Origin of the sequence: Albimonas donghaensis, from assembly GCF_900106695.1 — a bacterium.
GTDB classification, from domain to species: domain Bacteria; phylum Pseudomonadota; class Alphaproteobacteria; order Rhodobacterales; family Rhodobacteraceae; genus Albimonas; species Albimonas donghaensis.
Genome location: NZ_FNMZ01000003.1, coordinates 265,087 through 283,981 on the forward strand (window position 1 = coordinate 265,087; position 18,895 = coordinate 283,981).

Annotated in this window: 17 protein-coding genes; 8 read left to right on the plus strand and 9 right to left on the minus strand. The window is 72.7% G+C overall.

Translation table 11 applies throughout. The annotated features are described in order from the left end of the window. Positions 1 to 37: 37 nt before the first annotated feature. On the minus strand, positions 38 to 904 hold the full coding sequence (locus BLV24_RS10700; RefSeq protein WP_092681505.1) for an enoyl-CoA hydratase-related protein: 867 nt from the start codon (positions 902 to 904) through the stop codon (positions 38 to 40). A gap of 190 nt (positions 905 to 1,094) precedes the next feature. On the opposite strand from BLV24_RS10700, the gene lipA reads away from it, so the two are divergent. After that, positions 1,095 to 2,129 (plus strand): lipoyl synthase, encoded by a 1,035-nt coding sequence (lipA, locus tag BLV24_RS10705; RefSeq protein WP_092681507.1) that lies wholly within the window; start codon positions 1,095 to 1,097, stop codon positions 2,127 to 2,129. Between the two features lie 277 nt (positions 2,130 to 2,406). Then, positions 2,407 to 3,564 (plus strand): leishmanolysin-related zinc metalloendopeptidase, encoded by a 1,158-nt coding sequence (locus tag BLV24_RS21560; protein ID WP_143040290.1) that lies wholly within the window; start codon positions 2,407 to 2,409, stop codon positions 3,562 to 3,564. Between the two features lie 155 nt (positions 3,565 to 3,719). On the opposite strand, the gene BLV24_RS10720 is transcribed toward BLV24_RS21560, so the two are convergent. Continuing rightward, positions 3,720 to 4,697 (minus strand): 2-dehydropantoate 2-reductase, encoded by a 978-nt coding sequence (locus BLV24_RS10720; protein WP_092681513.1) that lies wholly within the window; start codon positions 4,695 to 4,697, stop codon positions 3,720 to 3,722. Positions 4,698 to 5,034: 337 nt separating this feature from the next. On the opposite strand from BLV24_RS10720, the gene BLV24_RS10725 reads away from it, so the two are divergent. Together BLV24_RS10725 and BLV24_RS10730 are read left to right on the plus strand one after the other, a co-directional pair. After that, positions 5,035 to 6,258 carry a CaiB/BaiF CoA transferase family protein gene (locus BLV24_RS10725; protein ID WP_092681515.1) on the plus strand — a complete coding sequence of 408 codons (1,224 nt, stop codon included), beginning with the start codon at positions 5,035 to 5,037 and terminating at the stop codon, positions 6,256 to 6,258. Positions 6,259 to 6,353: 95 nt separating this feature from the next. Then, entirely contained in the window at positions 6,354 to 6,803 is a 450-nt protein-coding gene (locus tag BLV24_RS10730) for a DUF3291 domain-containing protein (protein ID WP_176954707.1), read from the plus strand. A gap of 212 nt (positions 6,804 to 7,015) precedes the next feature. Here the strand turns inward: BLV24_RS10730 and BLV24_RS10735 are convergent, their stop codons facing one another. The 4 genes from BLV24_RS10735 to hrcA all read right to left on the minus strand — a co-directional run bounded on the left by BLV24_RS10735 (position 7,016) and on the right by hrcA (position 9,912). Further along, the gene (locus tag BLV24_RS10735) at positions 7,016 to 7,399 is read right to left on the minus strand and encodes an acyl-CoA thioesterase (RefSeq protein ID WP_245710507.1); all 384 of its coding nucleotides are present in this window, start codon (positions 7,397 to 7,399) and stop codon (positions 7,016 to 7,018) included. Beyond that, on the minus strand, positions 7,396 to 7,998 hold the full coding sequence (locus BLV24_RS10740) for a pyridoxamine 5'-phosphate oxidase family protein (RefSeq protein WP_092681519.1): 603 nt from the start codon (positions 7,996 to 7,998) through the stop codon (positions 7,396 to 7,398). Before BLV24_RS10740 ends, BLV24_RS10735 begins: the two co-directional genes overlap by 4 nt. A gap of 176 nt (positions 7,999 to 8,174) precedes the next feature. Next, the gene (locus BLV24_RS10745) at positions 8,175 to 8,750 is read right to left on the minus strand and encodes a nucleotide exchange factor GrpE (protein WP_092682051.1); all 576 of its coding nucleotides are present in this window, start codon (positions 8,748 to 8,750) and stop codon (positions 8,175 to 8,177) included. A 94-nt stretch (positions 8,751 to 8,844) separates the two neighbouring features. Beyond that, positions 8,845 to 9,912 carry a heat-inducible transcriptional repressor HrcA gene (gene hrcA, locus BLV24_RS10750; RefSeq protein WP_092681521.1) on the minus strand — a complete coding sequence of 356 codons (1,068 nt, stop codon included), beginning with the start codon at positions 9,910 to 9,912 and terminating at the stop codon, positions 8,845 to 8,847. A gap of 194 nt (positions 9,913 to 10,106) precedes the next feature. On the opposite strand from hrcA, the gene rph reads away from it, so the two are divergent. The 4 genes from rph (at position 10,107) to BLV24_RS10770 (ending at position 13,308) form a co-directional block, all read left to right on the plus strand. Next, entirely contained in the window at positions 10,107 to 10,823 is a 717-nt protein-coding gene (gene rph / locus BLV24_RS10755; RefSeq protein WP_092681523.1) for a ribonuclease PH, read from the plus strand. Then, positions 10,820 to 11,446: an RdgB/HAM1 family non-canonical purine NTP pyrophosphatase gene (gene rdgB / locus BLV24_RS10760; protein WP_092681525.1), complete on the plus strand. Its 627-nt coding sequence runs from the start codon at positions 10,820 to 10,822 to the stop codon at positions 11,444 to 11,446. The genes rph and rdgB overlap by 4 nt, the downstream gene beginning before the upstream one ends. A 4-nt stretch (positions 11,447 to 11,450) precedes the next feature. After that, a complete protein-coding gene (gene hemW, locus BLV24_RS10765) occupies positions 11,451 to 12,623 on the plus strand; it encodes a radical SAM family heme chaperone HemW (RefSeq protein WP_092681527.1) in 1,173 nt (390 codons plus the stop codon). Positions 12,624 to 12,903: 280 nt separating this feature from the next. Then, positions 12,904 to 13,308 carry a YbaN family protein gene (locus BLV24_RS10770; protein ID WP_092681529.1) on the plus strand — a complete coding sequence of 135 codons (405 nt, stop codon included), beginning with the start codon at positions 12,904 to 12,906 and terminating at the stop codon, positions 13,306 to 13,308. Between the two features lie 203 nt (positions 13,309 to 13,511). Here the strand turns inward: BLV24_RS10770 and BLV24_RS10775 are convergent, their stop codons facing one another. The 3 genes from BLV24_RS10775 to BLV24_RS10785 all read right to left on the minus strand — a co-directional run bounded on the left by BLV24_RS10775 (position 13,512) and on the right by BLV24_RS10785 (position 18,746). Beyond that, positions 13,512 to 13,787 (minus strand): HU family DNA-binding protein, encoded by a 276-nt coding sequence (locus BLV24_RS10775; protein ID WP_092681531.1) that lies wholly within the window; start codon positions 13,785 to 13,787, stop codon positions 13,512 to 13,514. Between the two features lie 121 nt (positions 13,788 to 13,908). After that, positions 13,909 to 16,584 (minus strand): DNA mismatch repair protein MutS, encoded by a 2,676-nt coding sequence (mutS, locus tag BLV24_RS10780; protein WP_092682053.1) that lies wholly within the window; start codon positions 16,582 to 16,584, stop codon positions 13,909 to 13,911. Between the two features lie 647 nt (positions 16,585 to 17,231). After that, positions 17,232 to 18,746 carry a YifB family Mg chelatase-like AAA ATPase gene (locus BLV24_RS10785; RefSeq protein WP_092681533.1) on the minus strand — a complete coding sequence of 505 codons (1,515 nt, stop codon included), beginning with the start codon at positions 18,744 to 18,746 and terminating at the stop codon, positions 17,232 to 17,234. Between the last annotated feature and the right edge of the window lie 149 nt (positions 18,747 to 18,895).

Consider the following 18,895-nt stretch of genomic DNA (forward strand, 5'->3'; position numbering starts at 1 on the left):
CCCCTCCGTCCCCGCCCCCCTCGATCACGCCCCCCTCTCAATAGGTCCCGGACCACCAGGGATACTGGCTCGGCATGTCCTCGGAGACCTTGCCGGGAAACGCCGGGGCGCGTTTTTCGAGGAACGAGGCCACGCCCTCCTGCACGTCCGGATGCGCCCCCCGCTCCATCGAGATCGGGCGATCCACCGCCAAGGCGCCGGCCGGGCTCGGCTCTCCCGCGAAGCGCCACAGCATCTGCCGGGTCAGCGCGACCGAGACCGGGGCCGAGGCGTCGGTCATCTCGTGCGCGATCTCCAGCGCCCGCGCCAGCAGCGTCTCGGGCGTGGCGGTCTCGGACACCAACCCGCCGCGCAGGGCCTCGGCCGCGTCGAACACCCGGCCCGACAGCGACCAGCGCAGCGCCTGCGGCAGGCCCACGATGCGCGGCAGGAACCAGGCCGAGCCCGCCTCCGGCACCAGGCCGCGGCGGGCGAAGATGAAGCCGATCTTCGCGCCCTCGGCGGCGATGCGGACATCCATCGGCAGGGTCAGGGTGATCCCCACCCCGACCGCCGCCCCGTTGATCGCGGCGATCGAGGGCTTGCGGCAGGTGAAGATCGCCTCGATGAAACCGCCCCCCGGCCGCGCCTCCGGGTCGGTGTCGAACATGGCCGAGCCGCCGCCGGTGGTGTCGAAGGCCGCGGTCCCGCCCGACACGTCCGCCCCCGCGCAGAACCCGCGCCCCGCCCCGGTGACCACCACCGCGCGCACCGCGTCGTCGGCATCCGCCGCGCGGAAGGCCGCCGCCAGCTCATGCCCCATCCGCGTGGTGTAGGCGTTCAGCTTGTCCGGCCGGTTCAGGGTCACGATCATGATCCCGTCCTCGACCCGAACCTCGATGTCCTGGTGATCCGCCGCGTCCATGGCGCGTCTCCCTGCCTGCGCCGGCTCCGCGCCGGCATCTCTTCCGGACGCTATCCGTCCGATACCGGGCCCCGCTTGCGCCGGCGCCCGGCGCGTGCCTTCGGCGCCGCAGGGGCGGGCCGGGCGCGCGGGGAAGGTTTGCATGCGGACGGAAACGGACTTAAGTGGCGTTCAGCGAAGGAGGCCCGCCATGCCTGCCGACCTGATTCCGGTCGAGACCACCGCCGCCGACACCGCCGCGCCCGAAAAGGCCGCGCCGGGAGCCGCGCGCGCGCCCCGCGACCTGCGCGACCGCGCCCAGCGCCATCCCGAAAAGCAGAAACGCGCCGACGCGCCGATCCTGCGCAAACCCAAGTGGATCCGGGTCAAGGCGCCCGGCGGCGAGGGCTATGAGCGCACCCGCAAGATCATGAAGGAAAACGGCCTCGTCACCGTGTGCGAGGAGGCCGGCTGCCCGAATGTGGGCGAATGCTGGTCGCAGGGCCACGCCACCATGATGATCATGGGCGACATCTGCACCCGCGGCTGCACCTTCTGCAACGTCGCCACCGGCCGGCCCGAGGCGCTCGACGTGTTCGAGCCCGCCAAGGTCGCCGACGCCGTGGCCAAGCTGGGTCTGGCGCATGTGGTCATCACCTCGGTCGACCGCGACGACCTGGAGGACGGCGGCGCCGAGCACACCGCCCGCACCGTCCGCGCCATCCGCCGCAAGGCCCCCGGCACGACGATCGAGATCCTGACCCCCGATTTCCTGAAATGCGCCCCCTCGGCGCTGGAAATGGTGGTCGAGTCCAGGCCCGACGTGTTCAACCACAATCTGGAAACGGTCCCCGGCCTCTACCCCGAGGTCCGGCCCGGCGCGCGCTACTTCCACTCCCTGCGGCTTCTGCAGCGGGTGAAGGAACTCGACCCCTCGATCTTCACCAAGTCCGGCATCATGGTCGGGCTGGGCGAGGACAAGCAGGCCGTGCACCAGGTGATGGACGACATGCGCGCCGCCGACGTGGATTTCCTGACCATCGGCCAGTATCTGCAACCGACGCCCAAGCATCATGCCGTGGCCCGGTTCGTGGAGCCCGACGAATTCGCGGCCTATGAGCGGGCGGCGCAGGGCAAGGGCTTTCTGATGGTCTCCGCCACGCCGCTGACCCGGTCGAGCTACCATGCCGGCGACGATTTCGCCCGACTCAGGGCGGCGCGGGAAGCGCGGCTCGGCCGCGCCTGAGCGGCCTCCGACCCGCTGTCGGGAGGGCGAGCGCGATTCGCGCCACCCGCCGGCGGGTGTATTCCGGTTGATCTGAAGCGTCTCGCAGGCGCTGCGGAAGGAGGCGCGCCCGACGCTTGGGCGGCGCCAATTGTATTACAACAAGTCGCAACTTGTTTTGGTAGTATTTTCCATGTTTTCGGGCCGGCTCAGCGCAGGTTCATGTTGACCCGACGACGCGCGAGTGGTTCGTTCAGCCGCGTGAACAGCGTGCTGTCAGCGTAGTCGGAGTAGTGTGATGAATCGCGGCGTTTGGCGTGCCTTCAAGGCGGGCTTGCCGGAAGATCTGGGAAGCGGGATCAGCTTCACGGACTTCCAGGAATTTTCGGATGGACTCGACCTGTCCCCGCGACGCGCCCTGCGTGCGTTCCGCGAGGCGCTGGTCGAAGAGGAAGACGGCTCGGACGCCGAGGCCGACTTCGCCGCCGCCAAGGGCGGCAAGAAGGGCGGCGGCTCCAGCGATGGCGACGCCCCGGAAGAAGACGCCCCGACTGACGACGCCCCGACCGACGGCGGCTCGGCCAAAGGCGGCAAGGGCGGCGGCAAGGGCAAACCCACCAAGCCGGACCCCGAGCCCGAACCGGACCCCGATCCCGAGCCTGAGCCGGATCCGGACCCCGAGCCTGAGCCGGACCCCGATCCGGTCGGCAACACCCCCGACAGCGCCGGGGTCTACGCCAGCTACACCTCCGGCATCGGCGACGCGGGCTTCGTCTCGGACTTCAACGTCGCGCTGTCCTTCGGCGCCGGCTGGACCGCCGATCTGCAGTCCGACATCCTTCGCGCGGCGGAATATGTCAGCGCCCTCGTGACCGGCGACCTCGCCGATCTGGGGCCCATCGACGACGTCGCCATCAACATCGGACTGGTCAGCATCGACGGGACCAACGGGACCGCCGCCCGCGGCGCCGCCACCGGCTTCCGCGCCGACGGCACCGCCTATCAGGGCCTCGTGCAGTTCGACACGGCCGACATCCAGACCTGGTCCAACCAGGGCCGGCTCGACGATCTGGCCGTGCACGAGATGCTGCACGCCATGGGCTTCGGGGTGCGCTGGGACGCGATGGGGCTGCTCGGCTCGGCCGGCGGGACCACCCGCTTCACCGGCGACAACGCCATCGCCGCGTGGGAGTCGGAATTCGCCGCCGTCGCCGCCAACGACGCCTATTCGGGCCAGGGCGTGCCGGTGGAGATGGACGGCGGCGCCGGCACCGCGGATGTCCACTGGGACGAGATGACCTTCTTCGACGAGCTGATGACCGGCTATCTGGGCGGCGACAACTACATGTCGGCCACCTCGGTCGCGGCGCTGGAGGACATGGGCTACGAGACCGTGTTCGACGCCGCCGACCCGACCGCGCCGATCCTCCAGATCGACGAGATCCTGCTGGCCTGATCCGGCCCGCGGGTCCCGATTCGCGGCCGTCCGGGGACACCCCCGGGCGGCCGTTCCCGTATCCGGGCGCCGCGCCGTAGGGCGGGTTTCAACCCGCCTCCCCCGCGCGACGCCCCCGCGCGCCGTCCCTCGGAACCGGCCCTCAGATCCGGCCCTCAGATCCGGCCGGTATTGGTCAGGTCGCGCAGGTCCACCAGCCCCTGCACCATGTCGATGACCGGGGTCGGCGTCTCCGTGGCGCGGCCCAGCTCCTGCACCGCGGTCAGGATGGCGCCGATCTCCATCGGGCGGCCCTTCTCGAAGTCCTGCAGCATCGAGGACTTGTGCGCCCCCACCTTGGCGCCGCCGGCCAGCCGCTCGTCCACGCTGACCGGGAAGGCGACGCCCAGCTTCTCGCCGATGGCCTGGGCCTCGATCATCATGGCGCGGATCACGGCCCGGGCCCCGTCATGGGCGCCAAGCTGCGCCAGGGTCGCCCCGGTCAGCGCCGAGACCGGGTTGAAGGACAGGTTCCCCCAGAGCTTGGTCCACACGTCCTGGCGGATGTCGGGGCGCACCGGCGCGTCGAGCCCGGCCGCCGTCAGCGCCGCCGACAGCGCCTCGATCCGCGGCGAGGTTCCGCCCGCGGGCTCGCCCAGCAGGAAGCGGTTTCCGCCGCCATGGCCGATCACGCCCGGCGCGGGCGTGTCGGCGGCGACATAGACCACGCAGCCGAGGGTGTTCCGCGGACCGATATGGGTCCATTGCGCGTCGCCCGGGTCGACGGCGGCGATGCGCCGGCCCTCCAGCGGGCCGCCGATGCCGTGGAAATACCACCAGGGCACGCCGTTGACCGCCATGGTCACGGCGCCGCCGCCGGCCAGCAGCGGGGCCATGGAGGCCGCGACCGGCGGCGCCGAATGCGCCTTCATGGTCACGATCACATGATCCTGGGGGCCGAGCTCGGCCGGGTCGTCCGTGGCGCGCACCGGGATCGTCGTCGTCTCGCCGCCCGACACCAGCCTGAGCCCGTCGCGCTTCATCGCCTCCAGATGCGCGCCGCGCGCGATCAGCGAGACGTCCGCGCCGGCCATCGCCAGTTTCGCCCCGAGGTAGCCGCCGACGGCCCCCGCTCCGTAAACGCAGATCTTCATGGGTCCGCTCCCTCACTCGCCGCGCTGCAACATGGGGCCGATCCTAGTCCGGCGCCGGCGCGGAAGGGAATGCGTTTGGCCGCAGACACACCCCGGCGCCCTGCGATGACGCCACGGCGTCGACGCGCCGCGGGCGCAGGGGCGTATTGCTAAGGAATCCGAAGCGCCCATGCCTTGCCACCGGCGCGGTCAGGCGCCAGTTTCGCAGGGCGGGACGGCCCCGCCCACGCGCGACCCGCGCGCGGCAGGCCGCCGCCCCCCGCCCACGCCATTCCCGCGCCGCGCGCGCCCGCAGTCCGGGCCGCCCGCGCGACCCCGAACCGGAGATCCGCCTCACATGTCCGCCCCCCTCGACGGCCTGCGCGTCCTCGACCTCACCCGCATCCTCGCCGGCCCCTGGTGCACCCAGATGCTCGCCGATTTCGGCGCCGACGTGATCAAGATCGAGAACCCCGACGGCGGCGACGACACCCGCTCCTGGGGGCCTCCGTTCCTGAAGGACAAGGACGGCAACGACACCAAGGAAGCCGCCTATTACCTCTCGGCCAACCGCAACAAGCGGTCGGTGACGGTCAACATGCGCTCGGAAGAGGGCAAGGAGATCATCCGGGAGCTCGCCAGGACCGCGGATGTGGTGGTGGAGAACTTCAAGGTCGGCGGCCTGGCCAAGCTGGGGCTGGGCGAGGCTGACCTGCGCGCCCTGAACCCGCGGCTGATCTACGTTTCGATCACCGGCTTCGGGCAGACCGGGCCCAAGGCGCCGGAGCCGGGCTATGACTACCTGATCCAGGGGCTGGGCGGGATCATGTCGATCACCGGCAATCCCGACGACGTGCCCGGCGGCGGGCCGCAGCGGGTCGGCATCGCGGTGTCGGACCTGACCACGGGCATGTATTCGACCATCGCCACCCTCGCCGCGCTGCAGATGCGCGAGCGGACCGGGCGCGGCCAGTATATCGACATGGCCCTGCTCGACGTCACCGTGGGCTGGCTGGGCAACCAGGCGCTGAACTGGTTCATCGGCGGGCAGGTGCCCCAGCGCACCGGGCCGTGGCACCCCAATCTCGCGCCCTATCAGCCCTTCCCCTGCGAGGATGGCGAGGTGATCGTGGCCTGCGGCAACGACCGCCAGTTCCGCATCCTGACGCGGGAGCTGGGCATCCCCGACTACGCCGACGATCCGCGCTTCTGCACCGTGCCGGACCGCAACAAGCACCGGATCGAGCTGGCCGGGATCATCGCCGAGCAGATGCGCAAGAAGCCGCGCGAGCACTGGCTGACCGAGCTGCCCAAGGCCGGCGTTCCCTGCTCGGGCCTCAACACCATCGACAAGGTGTTCGAGGAGCCGCAGGTGATCGCCCGCGGCATGAAGATCGAGGCGCCGCATCCGCTGTCGGGCACCGCGCCGGGGGTGGCGAACCCGATCAAGTTCTCGGAGGCGGTGATGGAATACCGCCGCTCCGCCCCCCTGCTGGGCGAGCACACCGACGAGGTGCTGCGCGAGGTGCTGGGCAAGGACGAGGCCGCGATCGAGGCGCTGCGCAAGGCCGGCGCCCTCTGATCCGGCGGGCCGGGGGGCGCCCCCGGCCTTCCCAATCCGGCGCGGCGGATGGCAGGATGGGGGCGTTGCCGTATCCGCCCGAGGCGTCGCGCCCCATGCCCTCCGCTCCCGCCGCCATCGCCCAGGTCAACATCGCCCGCATGCGCTGGGACGCCTCCGACCCGCGCATGGCCGGCTTCGTGGACAATATCGCGCGGATGAATGCGCTGGCGGAGCGGTTTCCGGGTTTCCTCTGGCGGATGACCGACGGCTCGGCCGACCGGCTCTTCGCCCTGGGCGACCCGCGGATGACCGTCACCGTCTCGGCCTGGGAAAGCGTGGAGGCCGTCCGCGCCTTCGCCCATCGCACCGTCCACGCGCGGTTTCTCGGCCGCCGGGCCGAGTGGTTCGAGCCGCTGGCCCCGCGCCCGCATCTCGCCTTCTGGCCCATCGCGCCGGGCGCATGGCCCACGGCGCGGGAGGCCATGGACCGGCTGGCGCTGCTGGACGCCGAGGGGCCGAGCGCCCGGGTCTTCGGGTTCGAAGGTCCCCCGGCGCCAGCGTGAGCGGTGGAGGGGGGCGGCGGGTTCGCACCCGCCCTACGGCCTCGACGCCGAGCGCCGGCCTTCGGGTTCGAAGGTCCCCGGCCGCAGCCTGAGCGGCGGAGGGGGGCGGCGGGTTCGCACCCGCCCTACGACCGGGACGCCGAGCGCCGGCCTTCGGGTTCGAAGGCGCCCCGGCCCCGGCGTGAGCGGCCAAGGGGGCGCCCGCCCCGCCCTCAGGGCAGGGGGCGCGACTTCCCGGCCTCGTCGATGGCGACGTAGATGAAGACGGCCTCCGTCACCTTCGCCCGCTCGCCGTCCGGCATCCGGGTGATCCAGGCCTCGACCCCGTAGCGCATCGAGGACCGCCCCTCGCGCTGCAGATCCGCATAGATCGTCACCACATCGCCCACATGCACCGCGCGGTGAAAGGTCATCGCCTCCACCTGCACGGTGGCGACCCGGCCCTGCGCGCGTTCCCGCGCCGGCACCGAGGCCCCGAGGTCCATCTGCCCCATCAGCCAGCCGCCGAAGATGTCGCCGTTGGCGTTGGTGTCCGCCGGCATCGCCAGCGTCTGGAGCGCGAGCAGGCCCTTCGGCCCTTCAGCCGGGGCGGTCAATAGAGGGTCTTCTCGTAACGGGCATGCATGGCTTCCGCCTCCTCCACCGGGCCTTCCAGGCCGATCTGGTCCTTGAACATCTGACCGGGCCTGGGCAGCTCGGCTTTCTCCGTCCAGCTCGCGGGATCCCACAGCCTGGAGCGCAGGAAGGCCTTGGCGCAGTGCAGGTAGACCTCCTCGGCCTCCACCCGCAGGACGGTGATCGGCAGCCTGCCGCGGGTCTCGAACCGGGCCCGCAGCGCCTCGTCGGCGTGGATCGAGGCGCGGCCGTTGACCCGCAGGGTCTCGCGCAGGCCGGGGATCAGGAACAGCAGCCCCGCCTGCGGGTTGCGCAGGATGTTCTCGTAGCCGTCCAGCCGGTTGTTGCCCGGCCAGTCGGGGATCAGCACCGCATGGTCCCCGTCGGCCTTCACGAAGCCCGGCCCGTCGCCCTTGGGCGAAACGTCCACGCGCTCGCCGTCGCAGGTGGCGATCATCACCATCGGGCTGAGTTCGAGAAAGCGCAGGCAGTGCCGGTCCAGCCGGTCATGCTGCTTCTTCACGGCACGCTCCATGGGCGGGCCGTAGATGGCGCGAAGGGCGTCGACGTCTTCGATCATGGGGGGCCTCCGGGGCGCGGGCGAGACAGGGCGCGTGCCCCGAAGCCTATCCCCGACGCCACGCGCGCGCCAGACGGCAGGCGGCGCCGGACAGGAGGGCCGGCGGGCGGGCGAGGCGCCCCGCAAGGGGCGCGAGTCCCGTCCCCGGCCCATCCCCCCGGCTCGCACCGGACGCGTCAGCCCGCGGCGGCGACGCCGACCATGGCCGGGCGCAGCAGGCGGCCCGAAATGGTGAAGCCCGAGGCCATGACCTGGATCACCGTGCCCGGCTCCGCGCCTTCCACCGGGGCCTCGAACATGGCCTGGTGCAGCTTGGCGTCGAACTTGTCGCCGATGGCCGGGCTGACCGCCTCGATCTTGTGCTTGGCGAAGGCCGAGAGCAGCTCGCGCTGGGTCAGCTCCACGCCCTCGATCACCGGACCCGCCGCGGCGCGGGCGCCGTCATCCGCCGCCTCCAGCGCGCGCGAGAGGTTGTCGACCACTCCCAGAAGATCGCGGGCCAGCTTGGTTCCGGCATAGGCCTGGGCGTCCTTCACGTCGCGCTCGGCGCGCTTGCGGACGTTCTCGGTCTCGGCCAGGGCGCGCATCAGCCGCTCGCGCAGCTCGTCGCGCTCGGCCAGCGCGGTGGTCAGCGCGGCTTCCATGTCGTCGACCGGCTCCTCGTCGACCACCCCGGCCTCGTCGGCTTCGGAGATATGCATCGCCGCATCCTCCGCCGCGATTTCCGACAGGTCGTCCGCGCCTTCGCGCATCGCGGCCTCGGCGGCGCTTTCGCCCCGGTCCTCGGCGCGGGCCTCTTCGTCGTCCTTGATCTTGCCGTCGGTCATGCCTGCTCCGTCATTCGGTTCAGCCGCGGCGCCGGTCGGTCACCAGCCTGCCCATCAGGCGGGCGGTGTAGTCGACGATCGGCACCACGCGGCCATAGTTGAGACGCGTCGGGCCGATGACTCCGAGCGCGCCGATGATCCTGCGTTCCGCGTCCATATAAGGAGCGATGACCAGAGAGCTACCCGAAAGCGAGAAGAGCTTGTTCTCGGAGCCGATGAAAATCCGCACGCCCTCGCCGGTTTCGGCCAGTTCCAGAAGGTCCAGCAGGTCCTTCTTGCGCTCCAGGTCGTCGAAGAGCTGGCGCATCCGGTCCATCTCGGCCTCGCCCTCCAGCGAGTCCAGAAGGTTCGAGCGTCCGCGCACCACCAGCCGGTCCGGCGCGCGGGACGCCGCGTCGCCGGTCCACACCGCCAGCCCCTGGTCCACCAGGCTGGCGGCCAGCGCGTCGAGCTCCTGCCGCCGCGCCGCGATCTCGCGCTCCACCGCCCGCGCCGCGTCGGACAGGGTCCGGCCGCGCAGCATGGCGTTGAGGAAATTGGCGGCCTCCCGCATCGCCGAGGGGGTGACGCCGGGCGGCGGCGTGATCACCCGGTTCTCGACCCCGCCGTCCTCCGTCACCAGCACCACCAGCGCGGCGCCGTCGGGCAGGGAGACGAATTCCAGGTGCTTGATCGGCGCCTCGGCCTTGGGCGCCAGCACCAGCGAGGCGGTCTGGGTCAGCCCCGACAGCATCGACCCGGCGCGGGCCACCATGCCGGCGACGTCGTTGCTGTCGTTCTCCATCCCCCGCTCGATCCGGACGCGCTCCTCGCCGGGCACGTCGCCGATCTGCAGCAGGCCGTCCACGAACATGCGCAGGCCGGACTGGGTCGGGATGCGTCCGGCCGAGACATGGGGCGAGCCGAGCAGCCCCAGCTCCTCCAGGTCCTGCATGACGTTGCGGACCGAAGCGGGGGACAGCGGCGTGGCGAGCGCGCGCGACAGGGTGCGGGAGCCGACGGGCTCTCCGGTTTCCAGATACGTCTCCACCAACTGGCGGAAGATGTCGCGGCTTCGATCGTTGAGGTCGCCGAGCTGTGCGGTCATGGCGGTGTCAGGCTCTCCGGGTCAGGGTCCAGACCTATGGCGCGGCTGCGCCAAGGTCAATTCGCCCGAGGCCCTCCGCCCCCCCTTCGGCCCCCCTTCGGCCGAGCGCCGGAGCGCACCGCCCCCCGTTGCCCGAAGCCGCCCGCGGGTCTAAGAGGGCGCGGACTTGCCGCAACTGATCCCGAGGTCCTGACATGCGCCCCTCCGGCCGCGCCCGCGACGCCCTTCGCCCCATCTCCATCGAAACCGGGGCCACCAAGCACGCCGAGGGCTCCTGCCTGATCCGCATGGGCGACACCCATGTGCTGTGCACCGCCTCCGTCGAGGGCCGCACCCCTCCCTGGATGCGCAATTCCGGGCTGGGCTGGGTGACCGCCGAATACGGCATGCTCCCCCGCGCCACCCATACCCGCAACCGGCGCGAGGCCTCCGCGGGCAAGATCACCGGCCGCACGCAGGAGATCCAGCGCCTGATCGGACGCTCCCTGCGCGCCGGGACCGACCGCGTGGCGATGGGCGAGCGCCAGATCACCGTCGACTGCGACGTGCTGCAGGCCGATGGCGGCACCCGCTGCGCCTCGATCACCGGCGGCTGGGTGGCCCTGTGGCTGGCCGCGCAGAAGCTGGTCGATGCGGGCGAGCTGAAGGAGAACCCGATCTCCGAGCATGTCGCCGCCGTGTCCTGCGGGGTCTATGCGGGCCAGACGGTCCTCGACCTCGACTATGCCGAGGATTCGGAGGCCGGCACCGACGCCAACGTGGTCATGACCGGCTCCGGCGGCATGGTGGAGGTTCAGGGCTCCGCCGAGGGCGCGACCTTCTCCCGCGATGAGCTGAACGCCCTGCTCGACCTCGCCTCCGCCGGCATCGCCCAGCTGGTGGCCGCGCAGAAGGAAGCGATCTCCCGATGACCCGCAGGCTCTCCGACCGCAAGATCGTCGTCGCCACCCATAACGAAGGCAAGGTGGAGGAAATCCGCGCCCTGCTGGCGCCCTGGGGGATCGAGACCGTCTCGGCCGGAGAGCTGGGCCTGCCCGTGCCGGAGGAGACCGAGACCACCTTCGAGGGCAATTGCGCCCTCAAGGCCCGCGCGGCCTGCGAGGCGTCCGGCCTGCCGGCGCTGGCGGATGACAGCGGGATCGAGGTCGACGCGCTGGGCGGCGCCCCCGGCGTCTACACCGCCGACTGGGCCGAGACCCCCCAGGGCCGCGACTTCGCCCGCGCCATGTCGCGCACCCATGCCGCGGTGCTGGAGGCCGGCGCCTCTCCGCCCTGGACCGCCCGCTTCGTCTGCGTGCTCAGCGTGGTCTGGCCGGACGGCGAAGTCGCCACCGTGCGCGGAACCGCCGAGGGCCAGGTGATCTGGCCGCCGCGGGGCGAGGCCGGCCACGGCTACGACCCCTGCTTCCAGCCCGACGACGGCGATGGCCGCACCTTCGCCGAGATGTCGGGGGCGGAGAAGAACGGCCTGTCCCACCGCGCCGACGCCTTCGCGAAGCTGGCGTCGCAGGTGCTGGGCCCGCGGCCCGCATAACCTCATGACCCAGGCGTCGCCGAAGGACGAGGACTGGCGGGCCGGGGGCTTCGGGATCTATGTCCACTGGCCCTACTGCCTCGCCAAGTGCCCCTATTGCGACTTCAACTCCCATGTCGCCCGCGTGGTCGACCAGGAGGCCATGCGCGCCGGCCTGCTCGCCCAGCTGCGCGCGGCGCGCGAGATGACCGGACCGCGGGTTGCGGGCTCGTTGTTCTTCGGCGGCGGCACGCCCTCGCTTATGCCCCCCGAAACCGCCGCGGCGGTGATCGAGGAGGCCGACCGCCTCTGGGGCTTCTCCTCCGACGCCGAGATCACGCTGGAGGCCAACCCGACCTCCATCGAGGCCGGGCGCTTCGCGGGCTACGCCGCGGGCGGGGTCAACCGGGTGTCGATGGGCGCGCAGGCGCTCAACGACGCGGACCTGAAGCGGCTGGGGCGGATGCACACGGCGGCGGAGGCGCGGGCGGCCTTCGACATCGCGCGCGCGGCCTTCGCGCGGGTCAGCTTCGACCTGATCTACGCCCGCCAGGACCAGACGCCCGAGGCCTGGGAGGCCGAGCTTGGCGAAGCCCTCGGCATGGCCATCGACCACCTGTCGCTGTATCAATTGACGGTCGAGCCGGGGACCCGCTTCGGCGAACTGCATGACATCGGCAAACTGCGCGGCCTGCCCGACGACGACCGGGCGGCGGACATGTATGCGATCACGCAGAGCCTGTGCGAGGCCGCCGGGATGCCGGCCTACGAGATCTCCAACCACGCCCGTCCGGGGGCCGAGAGCCGCCACAACCTCGTCTACTGGCGCGGCGGCGATTATGCGGGCGTGGGCGCCGGCGCCCATGGCCGGGTGACGGCGGGGGGCGTGCGGCTGGCGACCGAGACCCCCCGCGCCCCCGCCGCCTGGCTGGAAAGCGCCGGGCGAGGGGCCGAGGGGTTTTCGGTGGAGCCGATCTCCGACGAGGATCGCGCCGTCGAATACCTGATGATGTCCCTGCGCCTGGCCGAGGGCGCGCGGCTCGACCGCTACGCGCGGCTGGCCGGGGCGCCGCTGGAAGAAGCCCGCATCGTCGATCTCGAGGACGAGGGGCTGGTGATCCGCGGACAGGGCCGCCTGATCGCCACCGAGCGGGGTCGGGCGCTGCTGAACGGGGTGCTGCGGGCGCTGCTGGTCTGACGGCGGCAGGCGGGCGGGCGGGCGGGCGCGGGCGGCGGCGCGGCGGGTTCGCACCCGCCCTACGGCGTCGGCGCCCGGCTTTCCGCGCTGCGCATCCGCGCCCGCCTCACCCTCACCCCTTTCCCCTCACCCCCTCCCCCGCGCCGGTCGGGCCCGCGTCGGGGGTGGGCGGGCGGGCCGCGCGGGGCCGGGCGGCGCGGGGGAGGCGCCGCGCCGATGTCGCGGGGCCGGCGCCGCATCGGGACTCGTTTCTTAGGATTTCGCCGCTAGATTGCCGGTCATGCGGTATCTGTGGATGGCACTCGGCTGGACCTCCGTCGCGCTGGGCGTTCTGGGCATCGCCCTGCCCGGCCTGCCGACCGTGCCGTTCCTGTTGCTCGCCGCCTTCGCGTTCTCTCGCTCCTCCGAACGGGCGCATCGCTGGCTGGTGGACCACGCCAGGCTCGGCCCGCCGATCCGCGACTGGCAGGCCTCGGGCTCGATCCGGCGGCGGATCAAGTGGATCTCTTCAGGAATGATGCTGGCGGCTTTTTCGGTGGCGCTCGCGGCCGGCGCGCCATGGTGGGCGCTCGCCCTCCAGGTCACCGCGCTCGGCGGCGCCGCGATCTTCGTATGGACGCGCCCCGAACCGGCGCCGATCCCGGCCGCCGGCGTCTCCGCCGCCCCGCCCGCAACGGAGCGCTGAGCCCCGCCGCGCAGAGCGAGAGGCGCGGACGGATCCCGCCGCGCCTCCCCCGCCCCACGCCCGGACGCGCCCTGAGGGCCCCGGACGCCGGCGCGTCATCGCGGCCCCGTCTCCGTTCCCGCCCCGGCTCGCGCCATCGGGACCCGGAGACCCGGCCGACATGCGAACGGGCCCGGAGGTCTCCCCCCGCGGCCCGTGTCGCATCAGCCCTTGATGGCCGCCTTGAAGGTGGTCGAGAACTTGAACTTCGGCGCGGTGTGCGCCTCCGCCATCTTCTTCTCGCCGGTCTGGGGGTTCCGAACCTCGCGCGCGGCGCGCTCCGAGGCTTCGATCTTGCCGATGCCCGGCAGGGTCACCGCCTTGCCGTCCTTCAGCGCGCTTTCGCTCACGCCGGCCATCGCGCCCAGCACGGCGGTCACGCTCGCCTTGGTCTCGCCGCTCGCTTCCGCCAGCGCGGTCACCAGTTCATCTTTCTTCACGAAACGCCCTCCGCTGTTCTCGTTCCTGTTCGGGTTCCGGAGCCCCACAACACCGTTGCGCCACCGGATGTCAAGCCGCCGAAGCCCGCAATTCCGCCTGCGGAGCCATGCGGACGGGGCGTCAGTCGCCTCCGAGCATCGCCCGCAGTTCGTAAACGAGATCGAGCGCGGCCCGCGGCGTCAGCTCGTCCGGCGCCGCCTCGCGCAGCCGAGCTTCCAGCTTCGAGGGCGCGGCCTCCGCCGGCGCACGCGGGGCGGGAGCCGGCACGGCGGCGAACAACGGCAGGTCGTCGATCAGCGCCTTGGCCCGCGCCCCGCCGCCGCCCGCGCCCTGCCGGTCGCCTTCCTCCAGCGCCTCCAGCACCGTGCGCGCCCGCTCCACCACCGAGACCGGCAGCCCCGCCAGCCGCGCCACCTGAACGCCGTAGGAACGGTCGGCGGCGCCGGCCCGCACCTCGTGCAGGAAGACCACGTCGCCCTCCCATTCCCGCACCGCCATGGTGGCGTTGCGCAGCCCGGGCAGGCGATCGGCCAGCGCGGTCAGCTCGTGGTAATGGGTGGCGAACAGGGCCCGGCAGCGATTGGACTCGTGCAGGTGCTCCAGCGTCGCCCAGGCGATGGAAAGACCATCGTAAGTCGCTGTTCCACGGCCGATTTCGTCGAGGATCACCAGCGCGCCCGGCCCCGCCTGATTGAGGATCGCGGCGGTCTCGACCATCTCCACCATGAAGGTCGAGCGGCCCCGCGCCAGGTCGTCCGCCGCGCCCACGCGGGAGAAGAGCTGGTCCACCACGCCGATCCGCGCCGAGGCCGCGGGGACATAGGCGCCCATCTGCGCCAGCACCGCGATCAGCGCGTTCTGGCGCAGGAAGGTCGACTTGCCGGCCATGTTCGGACCGGTCAGCAGCCAGACCGGACGCGGGGGCTCGCCGGCCTCTCCGGCCCCCTCCCCGGGTTCCGCCGAGAGGTCGCAATCATTGGGCACGAAGGCCTGGCCGCCCTGCCGCCGCAGCGCCTGTTCGACCACCGGGTGACGCCCCCCCTCGATGACGAAGGCGCGGCCGGCCTCCAGCACCGGGCGGGTCCAGTCCTGCTCGACCGCGAGCTGCGCCAGCCCCGCCGCCAGGTCCAGCTCGGCCAGCGCCTTCGCGGCCCGCGCCACGGCGGGCGCGGCCTCCAGCACCTCGGCGCACAGGGCCTCGAAAATTTTTTTCTCCGCCTCCAGCGCACGGGCCCCGGCATTGAGGATCCGGGCTTCCAGGTCCGACAGTTCGACCGTGGTGAAGCGCACCGCGTTGGCCAGCGTCTGGCGGTGGATGAACGTCTCGGAGAGCGGCGGCTTGAGCATCCGCTCGGCATGAAGGGCCGAGGTCTCGATGAAATACCCCAGCACGTTGTTGTGCTTTATCTTCAGCGCGTTGACCCCGGCGGTCTCGGCATAGCCGGATTGCAGGCCGGCGATCACCCCGCGGCCGTGGTCGCGCAGCTCCCGCGCCTCGTCCAGTTCCGGGTCCAGCCCGGCGGCGACCGCGCCACCGTCGCGGATCAGCAGGGGCGGCTCGGCGACCAGCGCGGTTTCCAGCCGCTCGGTCAGCGCGTCATGCCCCTCCAGCGCCGAAGCGACGCCGGTGAGCCGCGGCGGCAGGTCCTCCGCCCCCAGCCGGTCGGCGAGGCTCGCGCCCTGGGCCAGCCCGTCGCGAATGGCGGCGAGGTCGCGCGGCCCCCCGCGGCCCAGCCCGAGGCGGGACAGCGCCCGCTCCATCTCCGGCGCGCGTCGCAGGGCGGCCCGGATGTCCTCCGCCAGCCTGCGGTCGGCGATCAGCGCCGCGACGGCGTCGAGCCGGTCGGCGATCTCGGCCCGGTCGGTGGAGGGCGAGGCGAGCCGCGCCTCCAGCAGCCGGGCGCCGGCGGCGGTGACGGAGCGGTCCACGGCCGCGAGCAGCGAGCCGTCGCGCCCGCCGGACATGGAGCGGGTCAGCTCGAGGTTGCGCCTCGTGGCCGCGTCGATGCGCATGGTCCCGCCCGGGGCCTCGGCCATGGGCGGACGGACCAGCGGCAGGCGGCCGCGCTGGGTCAGTTCGACATAGGCGATGGCCCCGCCCATGGCCGCGACCTGGGCGCGGGAGAAGCCGCCGAACGCATCCAACGCCTTGACCGCGAACAGGGTTTCCAGGCGCAGGCGGGCGCCCTCGCTGTCCCAGGCGGCGCGGGCGAGCGGGGTGGCGGCGGCGCCCGCCTCCTCGATCAGTTCGGTGAGCGCGGGGTCCTCGGCGGCCTCGGAGACCAGCACTTCGGAGGGCGCAAGCCGGGCCAGCAGCGGCCCGAGCCCGGCGCGCGGGCAGTCGGCGACGTGGAAATCCCCGGTCGAGAGGTCCAGCCAGGCCAGCGCGCCCTCGCCCCGGATTTCGGCCCAGGCGGCGAGGTAGTTGTGGCGGCGCGCGTCGAGCAACGCGTCCTCGGTCAGCGTGCCGGGCGTGACGAGGCGGGTGACGTCGCGCTTGACCACGGATTTGGAGCCGCGCTTGCGGGCCTCGGCCGGGTCCTCGAGCTGCTCGCACACCGCGACGCGGAAGCCCTTGCGGATCAGTTGCAGCAAGTAGTTTTCGTGGCTGTGCACGGGGACGCCGCACATGGCGATGTCCTGGCCCAGATGTTTGCCGCGTTTGGTCAGGGCGATGTCGAGGGCGGCGGCGGCGGATACGGCGTCGTCGAAGAACAGCTCGTAGAAATCGCCCATCCGGTAGAACAGGAGCGCGTCCGGGTAGCGGCCCTTGATCTCGAGATACTGGGCCATCATCGGCGTCACGGCGCCGGTGTCCGCGGGCGCCGCGGCGGCGGGCGCCGGGTCGGCTTGGGGGGCGGCTGCGGGATCCTGCGCGTGTCTGGCCATGACGCGCGGATAGCACGGGCCGGGGCCGGGGCGGAAGAGGCCGCGGCGCCCCGTGGGGGGGGCTGAGCGGGCGGGCCTGCGGCCCGCGCGTCCCCGCCGCACGCCTCCCGCCCGCCCTCCCCGGCGCGCGGCGGGGACGCGGGGCGGATCGGTCGGGGCGATGCGGGGGGGATGCGGGGGGCGCGCGCGTCGGTCGGGGCCGGTTCCGGCGCGCCGGGCTGGAGGGAGGCGCCGTGTCATCCGCCTCCCGACAGGTGTTGCGATGCGTGAAGCCGGAGCGTTGGCTACGGCTCGCAATCGGGGGCCCCGCCTGAGCGCAACGCGCTCCGGCCCGGATCATCGCGGCGATGCGGCCCGGCCGGCGACCAGGAACCCGGCCGGGCCGCATCGCCGTGGGCGGAGGCGACCGCAACCCCTCGCGACCCCCTCCGCCCTTCACGCCCCCCGTCGCCACCTGCCCCAAGGCGGCGCCGGAAAGGCGCGACGCGACCGGCCGCCCCCGGCCGATCCCGTCAACCTGCGGACGCCCGAGCCTGACCGGGCGTCCGTTTCGCTCAGGCCGCCACGCGCGCCTGACGGTAGCTCACCGCCTCGGCCACGTGGCCGCGACGCACATCCGCCGCGCCCTCCAGGTCGGCCAGCGTCCGCGCCAGACGCAGCGCGCGGGACATGCCGCGCGCGGAAAGGCCCAACCGCTCGGCGGCGCGGCCGAGCAGCTCGCGCGCGTCCTCGTCCATCGCGGCGGCGTCCTCCAGCGCCTCCCCCTCGGCCTGGGAATTCAGGCGGATCGCGAGCCCCATCCCGGCGAACCGCTCCGCCTGCCGGGCGCGGGCGTCGGCGACGCGGGCGGCGACCGGGGCCGAGGCCTCCCCCGCCGGCAGACGCGCCAGTTCCGAACCCGGGATCTCCGGCGTCTCCACCACCAGGTCGATACGGTCGAGCAGCGGACCGGACAGCCGCTGCTGATAGTCCGAACCGCATCGCGGCGCCCGCGAGCACGCCCGCCCCGGCTGCGCGAGATATCCGCAGCGGCAAGGGTTCATCGCGGCGACCAGCTGGATGCGGCTGGGATAGCGCACGCTGGCATTGGCCCGGGCGACGTGGATCTCGCCGGTCTCCAGCGGCTCGCGCAGACCGTCGAGCGCGGCGCGGGCGAATTCGGCGAGCTCATCCATGAACAGCACCCCGTGATGGGCGAGGCTGATCTGGCCCGGCCCCGCCCGCCGTCCGCCCCCGACCAGAGCGGGCATCGAAGCGGAATGATGCGGGCGGATGAAGGGCCGCAGCCGCGACATCGCCCGCGCGGCGAGCGTGCCGTCGACGGAGCGCACCATGCTGAGCTCCAGCGCCTCCTGCGGGCTGAGCGGGGGCAGGATGCCGGGCAGGCGCGAGGCGAGCATGGATTTGCCGACGCCGGGCGGGCCGATCATCAGGAGATTATGGCCGCCAGCGGCCGCGATCTCCAGCGCCCGGCGCGCCTTGAGCTGGCCGCGGACATCGGCGAGGTCGGGATAGGTCTCGTCTTGCTCGGCGCCCACGGGATCGGGGCGGGGCAGGGCCTGGCGGCCGGTGAGATGGTTGATCAGGGCCACGAGGCTTTCGGGCGCGGCGACGTCGGCGGCGGCGACGATCGCGGCTTCCGGGCCGTTTCCGAAGGGGCAGACCAGCATGCGGTCGAGCGCCGCGGCCGTCACCGCGGCGGGCAGCACGCCGGCGCAGGGCGCGATGCGGCCGTCGAGCCCGAGTTCACCCATCGCAAGGGCGCCTGCGGCGGCGTCGGGAGGCACGACCTCCATCGCCGCGAGCAGGGCCAGCGCGATGGGCAGGTCGAAATGCGCGCCCTCCTTGGGCATGTCGGCCGGGGCGAGGTTTATCACCACGCGCTTGGGCGGCATGGTCACGCCCATGGAGGTCAGGGCGGCGCGCACGCGTTCGCGGGATTCGGCCACGGCCTTGTCCGGCAGGCCGACGATCTGGAAGCCGGGCGTGCCGGCGGAGAGCTGGCACTGGACGTCGACCTCGCGCGCCTCGATGCCTTCGAAGGCGACGCTGCTGCATCTGGCGACCATGTGACGTCCCTCCTTCTCCGCGGGCCGGGAGAGGAGAGGACGATGTTTTGGTTAATCGGAGGTTAATCCGAGCCGAGGCGCCGAAAGGTTTTCGCTCTGGCCGCGGAGAGCAGGCGCCGCGTCGAGGTCGCGCGGGTCGAGGCCGGGCG

What these genes read in the sequence shown, in the direction of transcription:
- BLV24_RS10700 (WP_092681505.1), bottom strand. Translation starts at nt 904, where the DNA reads ATGGACGCGGCGGATCACCAGGACATCGAGGTTCGGGTCGAGGACGGG.
- lipA (WP_092681507.1), top strand. Translation starts at nt 1,095, where the DNA reads ATGCCTGCCGACCTGATTCCGGTCGAGACCACCGCCGCCGACACCGCC.
- BLV24_RS21560 (WP_143040290.1), top strand. Translation starts at nt 2,407, where the DNA reads ATGAATCGCGGCGTTTGGCGTGCCTTCAAGGCGGGCTTGCCGGAAGAT.
- BLV24_RS10720 (WP_092681513.1), bottom strand. Translation starts at nt 4,697, where the DNA reads ATGAAGATCTGCGTTTACGGAGCGGGGGCCGTCGGCGGCTACCTCGGG.
- BLV24_RS10725 (WP_092681515.1), top strand. Translation starts at nt 5,035, where the DNA reads ATGTCCGCCCCCCTCGACGGCCTGCGCGTCCTCGACCTCACCCGCATC.
- BLV24_RS10730 (WP_176954707.1), top strand. Translation starts at nt 6,354, where the DNA reads ATGCCCTCCGCTCCCGCCGCCATCGCCCAGGTCAACATCGCCCGCATG.
- BLV24_RS10740 (WP_092681519.1), bottom strand. Translation starts at nt 7,998, where the DNA reads ATGATCGAAGACGTCGACGCCCTTCGCGCCATCTACGGCCCGCCCATG.
- BLV24_RS10745 (WP_092682051.1), bottom strand. Translation starts at nt 8,750, where the DNA reads ATGCGCGAAGGCGCGGACGACCTGTCGGAAATCGCGGCGGAGGATGCG.
- hrcA (WP_092681521.1), bottom strand. Translation starts at nt 9,912, where the DNA reads ATGACCGCACAGCTCGGCGACCTCAACGATCGAAGCCGCGACATCTTC.
- rph (WP_092681523.1), top strand. Translation starts at nt 10,107, where the DNA reads ATGCGCCCCTCCGGCCGCGCCCGCGACGCCCTTCGCCCCATCTCCATC.
- rdgB (WP_092681525.1), top strand. Translation starts at nt 10,820, where the DNA reads ATGACCCGCAGGCTCTCCGACCGCAAGATCGTCGTCGCCACCCATAAC.
- hemW (WP_092681527.1), top strand. Translation starts at nt 11,451, where the DNA reads ATGACCCAGGCGTCGCCGAAGGACGAGGACTGGCGGGCCGGGGGCTTC.
- BLV24_RS10770 (WP_092681529.1), top strand. Translation starts at nt 12,904, where the DNA reads ATGCGGTATCTGTGGATGGCACTCGGCTGGACCTCCGTCGCGCTGGGC.
- mutS (WP_092682053.1), bottom strand. Translation starts at nt 16,584, where the DNA reads ATGATGGCCCAGTATCTCGAGATCAAGGGCCGCTACCCGGACGCGCTC.
- BLV24_RS10785 (WP_092681533.1), bottom strand. Translation starts at nt 18,746, where the DNA reads ATGGTCGCCAGATGCAGCAGCGTCGCCTTCGAAGGCATCGAGGCGCGC.